This is a genomic window from Campylobacter sp. CH246, from assembly GCF_004378835.1.
GTDB lineage: Bacteria > Campylobacterota > Campylobacteria > Campylobacterales > Campylobacteraceae > Campylobacter_D > Campylobacter_D jejuni.
In genome coordinates this window covers 68,803-82,862 of sequence record NZ_RYYA01000009.1, presented here as the reverse complement: position 1 = coordinate 82,862, position 14,060 = coordinate 68,803, and the positions used below count along the sequence as shown (strand labels likewise).

14 protein-coding genes and 1 pseudogene are annotated in these 14,060 nt (G+C 30.3%); 6 read left to right on the top strand and 9 right to left on the bottom strand.

The window, feature by feature from the left end; genetic code table 11:
* The 9 genes and pseudogenes from ELQ06_RS07625 to ELQ06_RS07585 all read right to left on the bottom strand — a co-directional run.
* On the bottom strand, positions 1 to 1,050 hold a 1,050-nt coding region (locus ELQ06_RS07625), incomplete at its 3' end, for a 6-hydroxymethylpterin diphosphokinase MptE-like protein (RefSeq protein WP_134237502.1).
* 10 nt (positions 1,051 to 1,060) lie between these two features.
* Positions 1,061 to 2,310: pseudogene (locus tag ELQ06_RS07620) on the bottom strand (DUF2920 family protein).
* Positions 2,310 to 2,825: a prepilin-type N-terminal cleavage/methylation domain-containing protein gene (locus tag ELQ06_RS07615; RefSeq protein WP_002783936.1), complete on the bottom strand. Its 516-nt coding sequence runs from the start codon at positions 2,823 to 2,825 to the stop codon at positions 2,310 to 2,312. The pseudogene ELQ06_RS07620 and the gene ELQ06_RS07615 overlap by 1 nt, the downstream one beginning before the upstream one ends.
* 3 nt (positions 2,826 to 2,828) lie before the next feature.
* Positions 2,829 to 3,836 (bottom strand): tRNA (adenosine(37)-N6)-threonylcarbamoyltransferase complex transferase subunit TsaD, encoded by a 1,008-nt coding sequence (tsaD, locus tag ELQ06_RS07610; RefSeq protein WP_002795409.1) that lies wholly within the window; start codon positions 3,834 to 3,836, stop codon positions 2,829 to 2,831.
* Positions 3,833 to 5,227 (bottom strand): M99 family carboxypeptidase catalytic domain-containing protein, encoded by a 1,395-nt coding sequence (locus tag ELQ06_RS07605; RefSeq protein ID WP_002788428.1) that lies wholly within the window; start codon positions 5,225 to 5,227, stop codon positions 3,833 to 3,835. The genes tsaD and ELQ06_RS07605 overlap by 4 nt, the downstream gene beginning before the upstream one ends.
* Positions 5,224 to 6,300, bottom strand: a complete 1,077-nt coding sequence (gene dxr, locus ELQ06_RS07600) for a 1-deoxy-D-xylulose-5-phosphate reductoisomerase (protein ID WP_134237501.1) — start codon at positions 6,298 to 6,300, stop codon at positions 5,224 to 5,226. Before dxr ends, ELQ06_RS07605 begins: the two co-directional genes overlap by 4 nt.
* Positions 6,297 to 7,022 carry a phosphatidate cytidylyltransferase gene (locus ELQ06_RS07595; protein ID WP_134237500.1) on the bottom strand — a complete coding sequence of 242 codons (726 nt, stop codon included), beginning with the start codon at positions 7,020 to 7,022 and terminating at the stop codon, positions 6,297 to 6,299. The genes dxr and ELQ06_RS07595 overlap by 4 nt, the downstream gene beginning before the upstream one ends.
* Positions 7,023 to 7,030: 8 nt before the next feature.
* Positions 7,031 to 7,369, bottom strand: a complete 339-nt coding sequence (locus ELQ06_RS07590) for a hypothetical protein (protein WP_038846313.1) — start codon at positions 7,367 to 7,369, stop codon at positions 7,031 to 7,033.
* Positions 7,370 to 7,371: 2 nt separating this feature from the next.
* The gene (locus ELQ06_RS07585; protein ID WP_052794239.1) at positions 7,372 to 8,679 is read right to left on the bottom strand and encodes an NFACT family protein; all 1,308 of its coding nucleotides are present in this window, start codon (positions 8,677 to 8,679) and stop codon (positions 7,372 to 7,374) included.
* 61 nt (positions 8,680 to 8,740) lie between these two features.
* Here ELQ06_RS07585 and ELQ06_RS07580 point away from each other — a divergent pair, with 61 nt between their 5' ends.
* The 6 genes from ELQ06_RS07580 to ceuB all read left to right on the top strand — a co-directional run bounded on the left by ELQ06_RS07580 (position 8,741) and on the right by ceuB (position 14,044).
* Positions 8,741 to 9,316 (top strand): molybdenum cofactor guanylyltransferase, encoded by a 576-nt coding sequence (locus ELQ06_RS07580; protein WP_052794238.1) that lies wholly within the window; start codon positions 8,741 to 8,743, stop codon positions 9,314 to 9,316.
* The gene (locus ELQ06_RS07575) at positions 9,313 to 10,302 is read left to right on the top strand and encodes a phospholipase A (protein ID WP_052782283.1); all 990 of its coding nucleotides are present in this window, start codon (positions 9,313 to 9,315) and stop codon (positions 10,300 to 10,302) included. The genes ELQ06_RS07580 and ELQ06_RS07575 overlap by 4 nt, the downstream gene beginning before the upstream one ends.
* Positions 10,303 to 10,387: 85 nt before the next feature.
* Positions 10,388 to 11,356, top strand: coding sequence for an ABC transporter permease (locus ELQ06_RS07570; RefSeq protein ID WP_052782282.1), 969 nt, complete (start codon positions 10,388 to 10,390; stop codon positions 11,354 to 11,356).
* The gene (locus tag ELQ06_RS07565; protein ID WP_002867309.1) at positions 11,349 to 12,287 is read left to right on the top strand and encodes an iron chelate uptake ABC transporter family permease subunit; all 939 of its coding nucleotides are present in this window, start codon (positions 11,349 to 11,351) and stop codon (positions 12,285 to 12,287) included. The genes ELQ06_RS07570 and ELQ06_RS07565 overlap by 8 nt, the downstream gene beginning before the upstream one ends.
* Positions 12,284 to 13,039 carry an ABC transporter ATP-binding protein gene (locus tag ELQ06_RS07560; RefSeq protein WP_044306198.1) on the top strand — a complete coding sequence of 252 codons (756 nt, stop codon included), beginning with the start codon at positions 12,284 to 12,286 and terminating at the stop codon, positions 13,037 to 13,039. Before ELQ06_RS07565 ends, ELQ06_RS07560 begins: the two co-directional genes overlap by 4 nt.
* Before the next feature lie 12 nt (positions 13,040 to 13,051).
* A complete protein-coding gene (ceuB, locus tag ELQ06_RS07555; RefSeq protein ID WP_044306199.1) occupies positions 13,052 to 14,044 on the top strand; it encodes an enterochelin ABC transporter substrate-binding protein CeuB in 993 nt (330 codons plus the stop codon).
* Positions 14,045 to 14,060 lie beyond the last annotated feature (16 nt).

Here is a 14,060-nt window from a genome sequence, read left to right as displayed (position 1 = left end):
AGTATAAGAAAAATGACTTACATGAGTACCCGTATCTATATAACCAAAGTCATTAAGATTGAAGCGTTGATATAAAGGGTCATCTCTTAAAACTACACTTTTATTATCTAAAAAATGAACCAAGCTAAGATGAGTAGCACATGAAAGCACATTTAAAGAAGTTTTATTTTCTTTATTTTGAAAAAATTTCATTGCTAGATCAGTAAAATCTAAATTCGTAACATAATCAGGCACTATACCTTCTTTTTCAAGCATACTCAAAGCCCCATCCGCGCAAAATATCACTGCTTTATCTTGATAAGCTTTAAGTAAAGGAAGTTGTTTAGTAAGAGAAGGTCCTGCAGAAACTACTATAGCATTTTCGAATTTGTTTTTTCTTTGGCTTAAGATTCTTTGAAAAGGAATGCTTTCAAGCATAGAAGGGATGTTTTGTAAAAGATGAGAATAACACTCAAAACCGATACATAAACTGGAATTTAAATTTCTTATCACAACTTTAATATTTTTCTCGCAAAGTTCATCTGCTTTATGCCAAATATCTTCATAAAACTTTTTGCAATAAACATTATTTACAAACATTTCATATAAACTTAGATACTCAAACATATCTTTCATATCAAAAAGTATAAGTAGTTGAATATCCACTCTTTCTTCTTCGATATCCACAAGATAAATTTTTCCACTACAAAGTTCCTCGCTCAAATCTATCGTACTTAAAGCTAGAATAAAAAGTTCTATTTCACTTTCAAATACAAAAAGATGTTTATAGTGTTTAGCTAAATTTTTAATCAGTAAAGCATTGCCTATACCATAAATACATATAAAAGGATATCTATGAGTTTTTTCTAAAATACTTTGATAAAAAAAATTTATTTCTTCTTCTAAGTTTTCATACATAAAAACATTATGAGTTTTATCATAGATATTTAAATTTTCATCTATATTAAAACGAGAACAAGTTTTATTTTGTATGAAATTTAAAAGTTTATTTCCTAAGGGTTCATTTACCCCACTTAATAAAGCTTGTATGTTTTTTTCTAGTATGCTCATGCGGATTTCCTTAAGTCTTTGTGATATCTAAATTGATTTTATTGTTTTTTTCACTAAAACGATACACCAAACCATCACAAGGGTAGCTTATGCTTTTGTTTTTCCATTCTTTTTTAGAATCAGATTCAGATAAAACTTTTTCAAGCATACAAGGAAGTTCTTTGGAAATCAAAGTTTTTATAGACATCCCCATACCATGATCTAAACTTTTGATAAATTTACCATCAATTTGATCTGGATTTTTTATCATATGAAGCTCGGCATCAAAATCAAATTGTTTTAAATATTTATAAAGTTCTAATTTCTCATCAGGTGGAGCTATTTCCTTATCATAAAAAGAATGGTAGCTTACATAATAAGGTTTTGGATAATTTGCTTGATTTTCTATATGATTTAGCTCTAATATATATCTTATCATTCTCCTTGGTATGGAAAAAAAGTTATTTGAGCTCGAATTGCTCGTCCAAAAAGTTTTATCTGAACAATAAATATGGATATGTTTAAAAAAGATACCCGTTCCAAAACAATAGTATTTTGTAAAATCAATTTCCTTGCCAAAACCTATAAGACGCCAAAGAAACTTAGCATAACTAGAATTATCTATCACTCCATTTATAAGCCAAGGTGCAAATTTAGCTGCTAAATGAGCCAAATATCCTCCATGAGAACTACCTATCATGATAACGGGCATACCCCCCCCATAGTATCAAAAGGTGCATGAGCCTTAAGATAAAGAGCTGCATTTAACAAATCTTGCGCCTGCATTACTCCAAAATTTTGATATTCGTTTTTTGTTGGTTGCAAACTTAGATGAATGCTTAATTTAAAATTTGGATTAATTAATTTTTGGTTTTTTTGTTCTTCTAAGATGTGATCAACTTCTTTGAGTGTTAAGCTTAATTCTTCTAAAGAATTTAACTTATCTAAATTAACTTGTATATTTAAAGCTTCACAACTTGTTTTTAAAATAAGTTTGTCTATATCATCCATAAAAAAGCTTGATCCAGTTTGCGGGCGATTACCTATACAATGATAATTCACACTTACTACAGCCACATTAAATTCGCCTGCTACAAATTCAGCTAAGTGTTCACGGTAATTTTCATCCACATCTCCACCAAGCCCAGGGATGATAAACACTAAAGCTTTTATTTCTTTTTCATCATCATACCAAAGCTTAAATTCAAGCTTTGATTCTCTTTTTATATCAAGTTCTACATCATCACAAGAGTCAATCTCATAAGTTTTACTCACTATCATTACATTCCCCCTATTAAAAGATAAGTTTTACTGGCTAAATTTTTAAAATTCTCATTTTTACTTAGTGCCACGCAAGCTTTATTTTTTGAATTGCTTGTAAAATCTAAGTTTTGAAATTCTTGTTTGGGGTTATTGGCTATATTGATTATGGCATTTTTGCTTGCTTCATTACTAGAAATTCCCATCAGTACAAAATCATTTCTATCGATGAAAATCAGTTTTATACACTCTTTATCCTCTCCGACCCTAAAATTTACTTCTTTTATGCCTATAAAATTGTTAAGATCGACATTTTCTACTCCACTTACATTGCTCATAAAATTCATAGTGCTTAAATGACTATTTTTTAAGGCATAGATGCTTATATCATTGATTAAAGTTTTAAGATTGTTTAAGGATTTACTCACTTCAGCTTCATCTCTACTAGAACTGAATTTTGGCAAAGCAATCGCTGCTAAAATTCCTAAAATCACGATAACAAAAACAAGTTCTAATATAGTAAAAGCTCTTTTCACTTTTTACATCCTTAAAAAATTTTTATTTTTTGGGCTTAAGATCTCCTCTTCAAGCTCCACAAATTCTTTTCTTTTATAAGTATCAACCCCAGCTCTTGCTATCATCAAAGCATTATCAGAGCAGTATTTTAAAGGGGCTAGTTTTAATTTACTTTGATATTTTTCACATAAATTTTGCAAACGAGAACGCAAGTTAAGATTTGCACTAGCTCCTCCTACAACACCAAAGGTTTTAAATTTATAAAGATTAAAAATTTTTTCTAATTTATCCATGATATGATCACAAGCTGTATTTTCAAAAGCATAAGCTATTTCTGCTTTTATATCATCGCTTAAATTTTCATGCTTTAAAATTTCTAAACGCACCGCATTTTTAAGCCCTGAAAAACTATAAGCAAGCTCTTTAGAGTGTTTTAAAGGGATGTTAAAATGGATATTTTTTGATTTAGCTTTTTGGGCTAAATTTTCTATAAGCACTCCACCAGGATAGCCCAAATTCATCATCTTAGCTACCTTATCAAAGCTTTCGCCAAAGCTATCATCATTGGTCCTTGCTAAAATTTCTATTTTTCCATCTTCCTTAAGATAAAGAACCTTAGTATGCCCACCACTTACGAGCAAAATTCCCATATCAAGGCAAATAGGCTCCTCTAAAAAAAGACTATAAATATGACCTTTAAGATGATTGATAGCCATTAAGGGCAAATTTAGGCTAAGTGCTAAAGTCTTTGCCATGCTTATGCCACTAAGCAAAGAAACACTAAGTCCAGGTTCATTTGTCACAGCTATGGCACATAACTTATCAAAATACCCCTTGCATTGCTCAAGTATCTTTGGCAAAGCCTCGCTATGAAGTCTTGCTGCAAGCTCAGGTACCACTCCGCCATAAACATTGTGCTCCATTTCTTGAGAGATTTTTTTATGAAATTTACACTCTAAAGTATCTTTATCAATCACTGCTATAGAGCTATCATCACAAGAACTTTCTATAGCTAAAATAAGATTTTTCATTCAAATTCCACTAAAATAGAACCGATAAATTTATCTTTAGCTCTTGCAGTTCTTAGCGTAGCAAGATCAAGCATTTTAGCATTTTTGATAAGCTTGCTTTCGACACTATTTTCTAAGAATTGCTGCAAATTAGCCCCTCTTAACTCATAAAATTCTACGCGATAAATTTTTCCTGCCATATCTAAAGAATAAGGCTTTTGCATATTTTTTTTAGAAACTAAAATATTGCTTTCATCCTTGCTATGATCAAAACCTATGATATTTACGCGCACATTAGCTATCTTTGGAATAAGAAAATTCTCTTTTACTTTTACCTTGGTTCCAAAAGGAACTGTGGTTTCATTGCTATCAACTTGAAAAGTTACTTCATTAAAAGGGTTGCTAAATTCAAGATATTCAGGATAGAGCCTTGTTTGAAATCGGTTGCCGTATTGGATATAAAAAGAATTATTTTCAGCTATGACCGCGGTAAGTTCATTGCTGGTATTATAATTTAACTCCTTATTAACAGGAAAAGGCACATAATTGATAACTTGTCTTGGATTTTTTAAAGAAAGTAAAATTTTATCATCAAAAAGCTTGACTTCGAGCTCTTGATTGATGGCTTTATCAACACCTTGTGGGGTAAGTTCAAAAGTTCTAGTAAATTCAATTCCTGCTGTTTTGAGATAGTTTTCAATAGCCAAAAGATGATAATAAGCCCTTAAATTTACAGGCAAATTTTTACTCGCCTCGTTGGCAAAAGCGGCTTTGCGATTGGATATAACAAAATATGTTAAAGCTTTTAGCATTTCAGCATCACCAAGCTCTTGAGTTTTAGTATTTTTAAGATGATAAGCATGTTTTGGATCAACCAAGGAAGCATTGACACTATTTACAGTTTGAGTGGCTATGCTTTCAAGATCAGGATATTTACTAGCATTGATTTCATTTGTATCAATCACACTTGAATTTCCCCAACGCTTAGGATTTTGCATAGCATCTATATAAGTAGGCTTGTAAAAACCCCAACCATCGTGAAGATTGATCACCATGCTAACTTCAGGAAGTAAAATAAGCTCTTTAATGCGTTTAACTGTTTGATAATCAGGATCTTTTGGACTTATGCTTGCAAATTTGCGATTTAAATCTCCATTTTTCCCGCGTGAGCGTTTAATAATGCTATCAAAAGCTAAATTAGGAGCAACTATGATTTTACCCTTAGTGATATTATAATCACTCAAAAGTAAGCTTGCCGCATGAAATCCACCAGGCTCATCGCCTTGAATTCCTCCAAAAATCAAAACCGTATTGTTATCATCTAAGCTTTTTCCATTCTCTCCCACGCTAAATTCTAAATCTAGAGCAAAAAGTCCGCTTATAAAAAAAATAATCGATATAAAAAATTTCATTTCATTCCCCTTAAATACTCTCTTGTTTTATAATCATACTCAAAAACCTCATCAATACTTGAAATTTTAGGCACACCAAAATGATCCAATGCTTTAAAAACAACATGAGCGATATCTAAAAATTGTATTTTATGATCTAAAAAATTTTGCACTCCAATTTCGTTAGCAGCATTGATAATCACGCCTAAATCAGGATTGTTTAAAAGCTCGTCTTTGAGTTTAAAAATAGGATATTTTTTCGTGCTGATTTTATAAAATTTTAAACCAGAAAGTTTAACAAAATCAACCGGCTCTAAAATTTTACTATCATGCTTAGAAAAAATAGCCTCTGATATAGATAGTTTCATATCAGCCCTTGAAAAATACGCCGTACTTGCACCATTTTTAAACTCACACATGGCATGGACTAAAGATTTTGGTTCGATGAGAGCATCGATATTTTTAAAATTATACAAATGATAAGCTTCGATGATTTCAAAAAGTTTATTTGCCATTGTTGCACTATCTATCGTGATCTTTGAACCCATATTCCAATTTGGATGCTTTAGAGCATCTTTGACACTCACATGACTTAAATCTTTAATTTTGTGTTTATAAAAAGCTCCGCCACTTGCGGTAACATAAAGCTTTGCTATGTCTTTTTTACCCTCAAGTAAAAATTTCAAAGCCGAATGCTCGCTATCTACGGGTAAAAATTTCGCACCTTTTAGAAATTTTCCAGCAACGACCAAGCTTTCTTTGTTTGCCAAGGCGATTTTTTTGCCAAGTTCCTTTGCTTTTAAAGTGCTTTTTAATCCTGCAAAACCTACAATGGCATTGAGTAAAAGCTTATCTTGACATTCTGTTAAAATTTGCTCTAAACCTTCTTGCCCTATAAAAACCCTATCGTGTTTTACTAAATGCTTATCTTTAGAGTTTTTAATCGCTACAAATTGGGGTTTAAATTGTTCTATTTGCTCATTTAAAAGAGCGATGTTATCCCCACAAGCTAAAGCAGAAATGGGAATGTTTTTTAAAGCAGCAAGTTTAAGAGCATTTACTCCTATACTGCCCGTACTTCCAAAAAGTATCATAAAAGAGCAACCATCACAAAAGCAGCAATGATCACCGCATCGATCCTATCGAGCACGCCCCCATGACCAGGGATAAGATCTCCACTATCCTTTACACCCGCTTCTCTTTTAAAATAACTCTCAAGCAAATCACCAATGACTGCAAAAAATGCTACAAAAAATGAGCAAAGCAAAGAAAGCCAAAAACTATAAACAAAAATTCCTATCAAAGTGCCCAAAATACTCGCACAAACAAGACCACCTATCACACCTTCTAGGGTTTTGTTAGGACTTGTTGGAGAAAAAGGGGTTTTACCCATAAGTTTTCCGATAAAATACGCCCCACTATCACAAGCTGCAACGATAATGATAAGCCAAAAAAGTGCAAACATACCCTGATCTAAATACACCTGCCAAAGCGCTAATACAGGCAAACTAGGATAAATATAAATAAGAGCTGGTTTTAAGGAAGCCTTTTTATAAACTAAATATCCAACGACTAATAACAAAGCTAAAATCCCAAAAAGCAAAGCTTTATGCGATAAACTTCCCAAAATAAAAGCTATAGCCAAAGGGATAATAGAGATATTTTCTAAAGCAAAAAGTTTTTTTGCTTCACTAAAAGATAGATACAATAAAACCGCAAAAACGATAAAATTGATAAAAAATTGATCAATCAACGCGATAATAATAATAGCCCCTATCATCACAAGAGCTGAAATAATTCTAGTTGTATTAAACATATTTTTCCTTATATACTAATATCTAAGCGATGAATGCTTTGTGCGTCTTTAAAATTTGGATCTTTAGACTCATCTTCTTTATTTTTCTCATCATCGCTGGTTTTAGCTTCTTGATTGTGTTTTTTCTTTTTTTCTTCTTGTTCGGCTTTTTCTTTGATCTCTTCTTTGATTTCATGAGTCTCATTGACTTTCTCAAGCTTGTTTAAAGTTTTTTCTTTTTCATTAAATTCAGCCATATTTAGCGTAGCTGCAAAACCTTCTTTTGCAAGCTCATTACTCGCTTGAGTGGCAGGATAAGCCATATTTTGATTAACAAAATTCATATTTCCTATTGGGCTAACTGGCATTTTTAATCCTTTGTGATATTAATACTTTTAAAATTTGTATAATTTACAAACGCCTTTTGCTGAACCTTAACAAAATTTTTTAAGGTATAATCGACCCAATACGAACCTTTCTTTAACTTAGAAAAGCTTACACAAAGCCTTGCAGCAAATTCTATCACATCGAGGCTGATTTTTTGCTTGTTTGATACAATCAAAGTATGTGCGCTAGGAATATCCCTTACATGAAGCCACAAATCATCTTTTTTAGCATTTTTAAGTAAAAATTCATTGCCTTTTTCATTTTTACCCACACAAATTTTAAACTCATTGTAATAAAAATTTGCCACAAGATCTTCTTGTTTATAATCTTGATTTTTTTTGCTATTTTTTTTAGGTAGTAAAATTTCAAGCTCTATCTCACTCTTAGCTTGAAGCAATAATTCTTTCAAACTCAAGGTAAAATCTAACTTTTCTTTTAAATTTTGCCTTTGTATGTTTAAATTTTTAGCTTTTTGTTCTAATTTTTTAGCATTTTTATAATATAAATTAGCGCTTCGCTTAGGACTAAATTCAAGCTTAAATTCAAGCTCTTTGCCTTCAAAATCATCAAGCTTAAATTCCCTTTCATAATCTTTTAAAACACTCAAATTTGCAAACAATACATCAGCCCTTTTTCTGTATTCTAAAGCTTTTAAGAGTAAAGAATTTTCTTCATCTAGACTAGAAAAAAGTTCTTGTAAATTTTGTATTTTTTTATCCACTTGTGCAAGTTTTAAATTTTTTATTTGTTTGATTTTACTCTCATAAATGCTTGTAAATTTGCAAGAAAAATAATCTTTAAAGTTTTTAATTTCCTCAAAATTTTCATCCATTTTATAAGGCTTTAAAGGCTCTAAAATCACATTAGGTTTTACAACACGATAACTTTTATCAATATGCCTTAAAGCCTCTATGATCAAATTTTTTTTATCTGTAAGAATAACATTGGTATTTTTACCCGTAAATTCAAAATAAATCTTGCTCTCATAGCTTTTATAAGCCTTATTAGCTTTTACACTAAAACATAAAATACGATTGCCTTCAAGGACTTTAACTTCCTTTATAAAAGCATTGCTAAAATACTTTTTAAGCATAAAATCAAAAGGTGCATTATAATTTTTTGCATTAAATTTAGCTGTATAAATCGCACTCATTGCACGAGTAAGATCAAAAATAAATCTTTCTCTATCAAAGCTTAATTCCAAAATATTGTCATTGATACGCTTGATAAAATCGATTTTTTTAAACTGAGAAAAAAAAGTTTGCAATTGTAAAAGTTCTGTGTATTTCATAAAAGAAATTATAAAATATTTTGGCGAATTTGTGGTAGAATTACATTAAAAAAGGAAATTTGTGCAGCTTAATGAGCTAAATTGCGTGATTTTATGTGGTGGCAAATCTAGTCGTATGGGACAAGATAAAAGCAAATTGATTCTTAAAAATCAAAATTTAACTCAATTTCAAGTAGAGAAATTTTCTAAAATTTTTAAAAATGTCTATGTGAGTGCGAAAGAAGACAAATTTGAAAACCATTTTAGCTTGATAAAAGATTCTTTAGAATTTGAAGTTTACTCTCCTATGCTTGCGCTTTACTCTATACTTTCAAATTTTAAAAATGAATTTGTTTTTGTTTTAAGTGTAGATAGTCCTAAAGTAGGTGAAAATGAGCTTTTAAAAATGCTTCCTTTTTTAGAACAAAACTATAAAATAATCATAGCAAAAACCCCTTTGCATAAACATCCCTTGTGTGGCTTTTATCACAGCTCTTTAGCTCAAACTTGTAAAAAATTCTTAGAAAAAAATGAACAAAAAATAGGACTTTTATTTTCTGAGATTAAAACTAAATTTGTAGAATTTGAAGATGAAGATGCTTTTTTAAATCTTAATTTTTATGAAGAATATGAAAAATTTAAAAGCGAGTTAAAATGAGAAAAATTGCTTTATTTTTAAGCTTATGTGTTTTTATATGGGCTAGTGATTTACAACAAGCTTTAGAGTATGAAAAACAAGGCGATTATAAAAAAGCTATGGAAATTTACAAAAAACTCGCTTTAAAAAATTCATCTGTTTTGATTTCTCAAGAACAAAATAGCTCAAGCCAAGCAACACAAACGCAAAATTCTACCACTATAAAAAAAGAAGAAAAACAAGACTTTTCCCGCTTAGCTTTAGCTAATTATCTTGGTGGAAATGAAAGCTTTAATCCCCTTGGCATTAGCTCTTACAAGATGAATTATTTTTTACCTTTAGCTTATAGTTTTAATTCTTTAGGAGTAAATAATAATAAGAGTGAGGCAAAATTCCAACTTAGTGTTAAAAAAAGACTTTTTGAAAATTTACTAGGACTAGATGAAAAATATTATATAGCCTATACTCAAACTTCTTGGTGGCAAATTTATGAGCATTCTTCTCCTTTTAGAGAAACCAACTATCAACCAGAATTTTTTATAGATTTTCCTTTGTATCTTAAAGATTATGAATTTTTTAACAATCTACGCGTAGGTATATTGCATGAAAGCAATGGTAAGGGAGATGAGAATTTGCAATCTCGCTCATGGAATAGAATTTATGTATCTACGGCTATCTTATATAATAAATTTTTATTTGTTCCACGCCTTTGGTATAGAATTCCTGAAAGCAAAAAAGATGATGATAATCCTGCCATCTTGCATTATATGGGAAATTTTGATGTGAATTTAGCGTATTTAGGCGATGATTATTTTATCAATCTTATGCTAAGAAACAATCTTAAATTCCACGATAACAAAGGTGCTATACAGGTTGATCTAGGATATGATATTTTTAATAACGGAATTTATTGGTATTTACAATACTTTAATGGCTATGGAGAAAGCCTTATAGACTATAACAAACACTTACAAAGACTTTCCACTGGATTTTTGATTTCTTACTAAAACATCCTTTGTAGTTTTATCATTTCTTAAAACAAATTTCATTACAATTTCATTTTTGATAATTATTATTACTATAAGGAAAGATTTGTTTTTTAAGCATATATTGAGTTTAAAAGTGCTTATAGCTTTACTTTTATTCTTTGGAATGATAAGTTTATTTATAGGAGTTATCAGTATCAATGTAAAAGATATTCTTAATCTTAACTCCACTCAACTAGAAATCATAACTCTCACAAGAATTCCTAGACTTATAGCGATTTTACTCACAGGAATGAGTCTTAGTATATGCGGGCTTATCATGCAACAACTCACGCAAAATAAATTCGTTTCTCCAACTACGGCAGGGACTATGGATTGTGCTAAATTTGGCATACTTATTTCTTTAATATTTTTTGCTGGAGCGTCTTTTTTCACTCAAGCTATCATTGCTTCTATATTTGCACTTTTGGGTTCTTTTATATTTATCCAAATTTTAAGAAAAATCAAACTCAAAGATGTGATTTTTGTACCTTTGATAGGCTTGATGTTTGGAGGTATTATTAGTGCTATAACCACTTTTTTTGCCTATGCTTTAAATTATATACAAAATATCCAAGGTTGGCTACAAGGCAGTATGGCAAATGTTATGCAGGGAAATTATGAATTGCTCTACATTTCTTTACCACTTTTTATACTTGCTTATTTTTTAGCTCATAAAATTACCATAGTTGGCATGGGTGAAGATATAGCTTTAAATCTTGGAATTTCTTCTAATGGGATATTATTTTTAGGCTTGATGATTGTAAGCATTATCACTAGCTTAGTGATTGTAAGCGTTGGGATTATCCCTTTTTTAGGACTAATTATCCCAAATTTAGTAGCTCTTTATCTAGGTGATAATCTTAGAAAAAATCTCATCTATATAGCACTTTGTGGAGCTTTGTTTTTACTTATTTGCGATATCATTTCAAGACTTGTTATCTTTCCTTTTGAAATGCCTTTAAGTATCACTACAGGTGTTTTAGGATCTTTAATCTTTATCTTTCTTTTGCTAAAAAGGAAAGTTTATGCGTAAAAAAATGCTGATTTTAAGCTTTTTAACACTTGGTATGATAGGGATTTTTATACTTGTGGGTTTAAATGGCTTTGATGAGTATGCTTTAAAAAGTCGTTTTTTACAAATTGCGGCTATTATCATAGTAGCTATTTGTATCGCTGTTTCAACAGTGATTTTTCAAACTTTATGCAATAACAAAATTCTAACCCCTGCTATCATAGGATTAGATTCTTTATATATGTTGCTTCAAAGTGCTCTTATCTTTTCTTTTGGTGCGGCTAATTTAAGTGTTTATAAAAACGATATCAATTTTTTAATCACTCTAGTTTGTATGGTGGTTTTTTCACTAGGACTTTATAAAATTTTATTTAGTAGCGATAGAAGTATTTATCTTATCATGCTTTTAGGTTTAGTTTTTGGAACACTTTTTAGCACTTTAAGCTCTTTTTTTGAAGTGCTAATCGACCCTGATGAATTCATGGTAATACAAGGAAGAATGTTTGCTAGTTTTGATAATATTGCTTTTGATGTTTTAATTCTTGCTTATATTATTAGCTTTTTAAGTTTTATATGGATTTTTCGCTATATGAAATTTTTAGATCCTTTAAATTTAGGCAAAGATTTAGCGATAAATTTAGGGATAAATTATCAAAAAATTTCAAAACAATTAATGATTATCATAGCTATTTTAACTTCTATTAGCACCGCACTTGTAGGTCCTATAACCTTTTTAGGACTTTTAGTAGTAAATATCACTTATGAGCTATTTAAAACTGCAAAACATAGTATTTTGCTAAGCGCTTGTATACTTATTAGTATTTTGGCTTTACTTGGAGGGGTGTTTTTTGTCTCTAGAGTTTTTGATTATAATGCCACTATAAGCGTGGTTATTAATTTCTTAGGTGGGATATATTTTATCTATCTTGTATTAAAGGGTAATAAATTATGATTAAACTAAAAAATATCACCAAATTTTATGATAATAAAGTCATTATTTCAGATCTTAGCCTTGATTTTCATAAAGGCAAAATCACTTCTATAATAGGAGCCAATGGCGCTGGAAAATCCACTCTTTTAGCTCTAGCAAGTCGTTTGATAAAACCTAGTAGTGGAGAAATTTATATCGATGGAATGAATTTAAAAAATTATAAAGAGCAAATCTTAGCACAAAAAATTTCCATTCTCAAACAACAAAACAATATCAATTTAAGATTAAAAGTTGAAGAATTAGTCGCTTTTGGGCGTTTTCCGCATTCTCAAGGAAGACTTAATACAAACGATAAAATCAAAATCAATGAAGCTTTAGAATACATGGAACTTAGCAACTTAAGAAATGAATTTTTAGATACATTAAGCGGGGGGCAAAAGCAAAGAGCTTTTATAGCCATGATCATCGCTCAGGATACTGAATTTATAATGTTTGATGAACCTTTGAACAATCTTGATATGAAGCATAGCGTACAAATCATGCAACTAATGAAAAATTTAGTCAAAGACTTTAACAAAAGTATAGCTGTTGTATTACATGATATTAATTTTGCTTCGATTTATTCTGATGAAATCATAGCCTTAAAAGATGGGAAGCTTTTAAAACAAGGCTCAAAAGATGAAATCATCAATCAAGAAAATTTAAAACAAATTTATGATATGGATATACCCGTAAGTCAAATTGATGATAAGAAAATTTGTATTTATTTTTAAAAAGGAGAAAATATGAAAAAATCTTTAGTTTTTGCATTTTTTGCATTTTTTTTAAGTCTAATCTTAACAGCTTGTAATTCAAACTCAAATGAAAACAACGCAAGTTCTACAACAAAAACCAACACTGCTACGGTGAAAGTTTTGCCTATTAGTATGAGCGATGAGGGTGATAGTTTTTTAGTGAAGGATAGTCTAGGAGAAAATAAAATCCCTAAAAATCCTTCTAAGGTAGTGATCTTAGATCTTGGAATTTTAGATACTTTTGATGCTTTAAAATTAAATGATAAAGTCGCGGGCGTTCCTGCTAAAAATTTACCAAAATACCTACAACAATTTAAAAACAAACCTAGTGTAGGTGGAGTACAGCAAGTTGATTTTGAAGCCATTAATGCTTTAAAACCTGATCTTATCATCATTTCTGGACGCCAAAGTAAATTTTATGATAAGTTAAAAGAAATAGCTCCAACTTTATTTGTAGGTCTTGATAATGCAAATTTTTTAAGCTCTTTTGAAAACAATGTCTTAAGCGTTGCAAAACTTTATGGTTTAGAAAAAGAAGCTTTAGAAAAAATTTCAGATATTAAAAATGAAATTGAAAAAGCCAAAAGTATAGTTGATGAAGACAAAAAAGCTCTTATCATTCTTACAAATTCTAACAAAATTTCAGCCTTTGGCCCTCAATCTCGCTTTGGGATTATTCACGATGTTTTAGGGATTAACGCAGTAGATGAGAATATAAAAGTAGGCACACACGGAAAAAGTATCAATTCTGAATTTATATTAGAAAAAAATCCTGATTATATTTTTGTTGTTGATAGAAATGTCATCGTAGGCAACAAAGAACGCGCTCAAGGCATACTCGATAATGCGCTTGTCGCTAAAACCAAAGCAGCACAAAACAAAAAAATCATCTATCTTGATCCAGAATACTGGTATTTAGCAAGTGGAAATGGACTAGAGTCTTTAAAAACTATGATTTTAGAAATCAAAAACGCTGTAAAATAATATAACTTCGCAAGGG

Coding starts and splice junctions, on each gene's coding strand:
- dxr (WP_134237501.1), bottom strand. CDS start 6,300: ATGATACTTTTTGGAAGTACGGGCAGTATAGGAGTAAATGCTCTTAAA.
- ELQ06_RS07605 (WP_002788428.1), bottom strand. CDS start 5,227: ATGAAATTTTTTATATCGATTATTTTTTTTATAAGCGGACTTTTTGCT.
- ELQ06_RS07560 (WP_044306198.1), top strand. CDS start 12,284: ATGATTAAACTAAAAAATATCACCAAATTTTATGATAATAAAGTCATT.
- ceuB (WP_044306199.1), top strand. CDS start 13,052: ATGAAAAAATCTTTAGTTTTTGCATTTTTTGCATTTTTTTTAAGTCTA.
- ELQ06_RS07590 (WP_038846313.1), bottom strand. CDS start 7,369: ATGCCAGTTAGCCCAATAGGAAATATGAATTTTGTTAATCAAAATATG.
- ELQ06_RS07575 (WP_052782283.1), top strand. CDS start 9,313: ATGAGAAAAATTGCTTTATTTTTAAGCTTATGTGTTTTTATATGGGCT.
- tsaD (WP_002795409.1), bottom strand. CDS start 3,836: ATGAAAAATCTTATTTTAGCTATAGAAAGTTCTTGTGATGATAGCTCT.
- ELQ06_RS07585 (WP_052794239.1), bottom strand. CDS start 8,679: ATGAAATACACAGAACTTTTACAATTGCAAACTTTTTTTTCTCAGTTT.
- ELQ06_RS07595 (WP_134237500.1), bottom strand. CDS start 7,022: ATGTTTAATACAACTAGAATTATTTCAGCTCTTGTGATGATAGGGGCT.
- ELQ06_RS07565 (WP_002867309.1), top strand. CDS start 11,349: ATGCGTAAAAAAATGCTGATTTTAAGCTTTTTAACACTTGGTATGATA.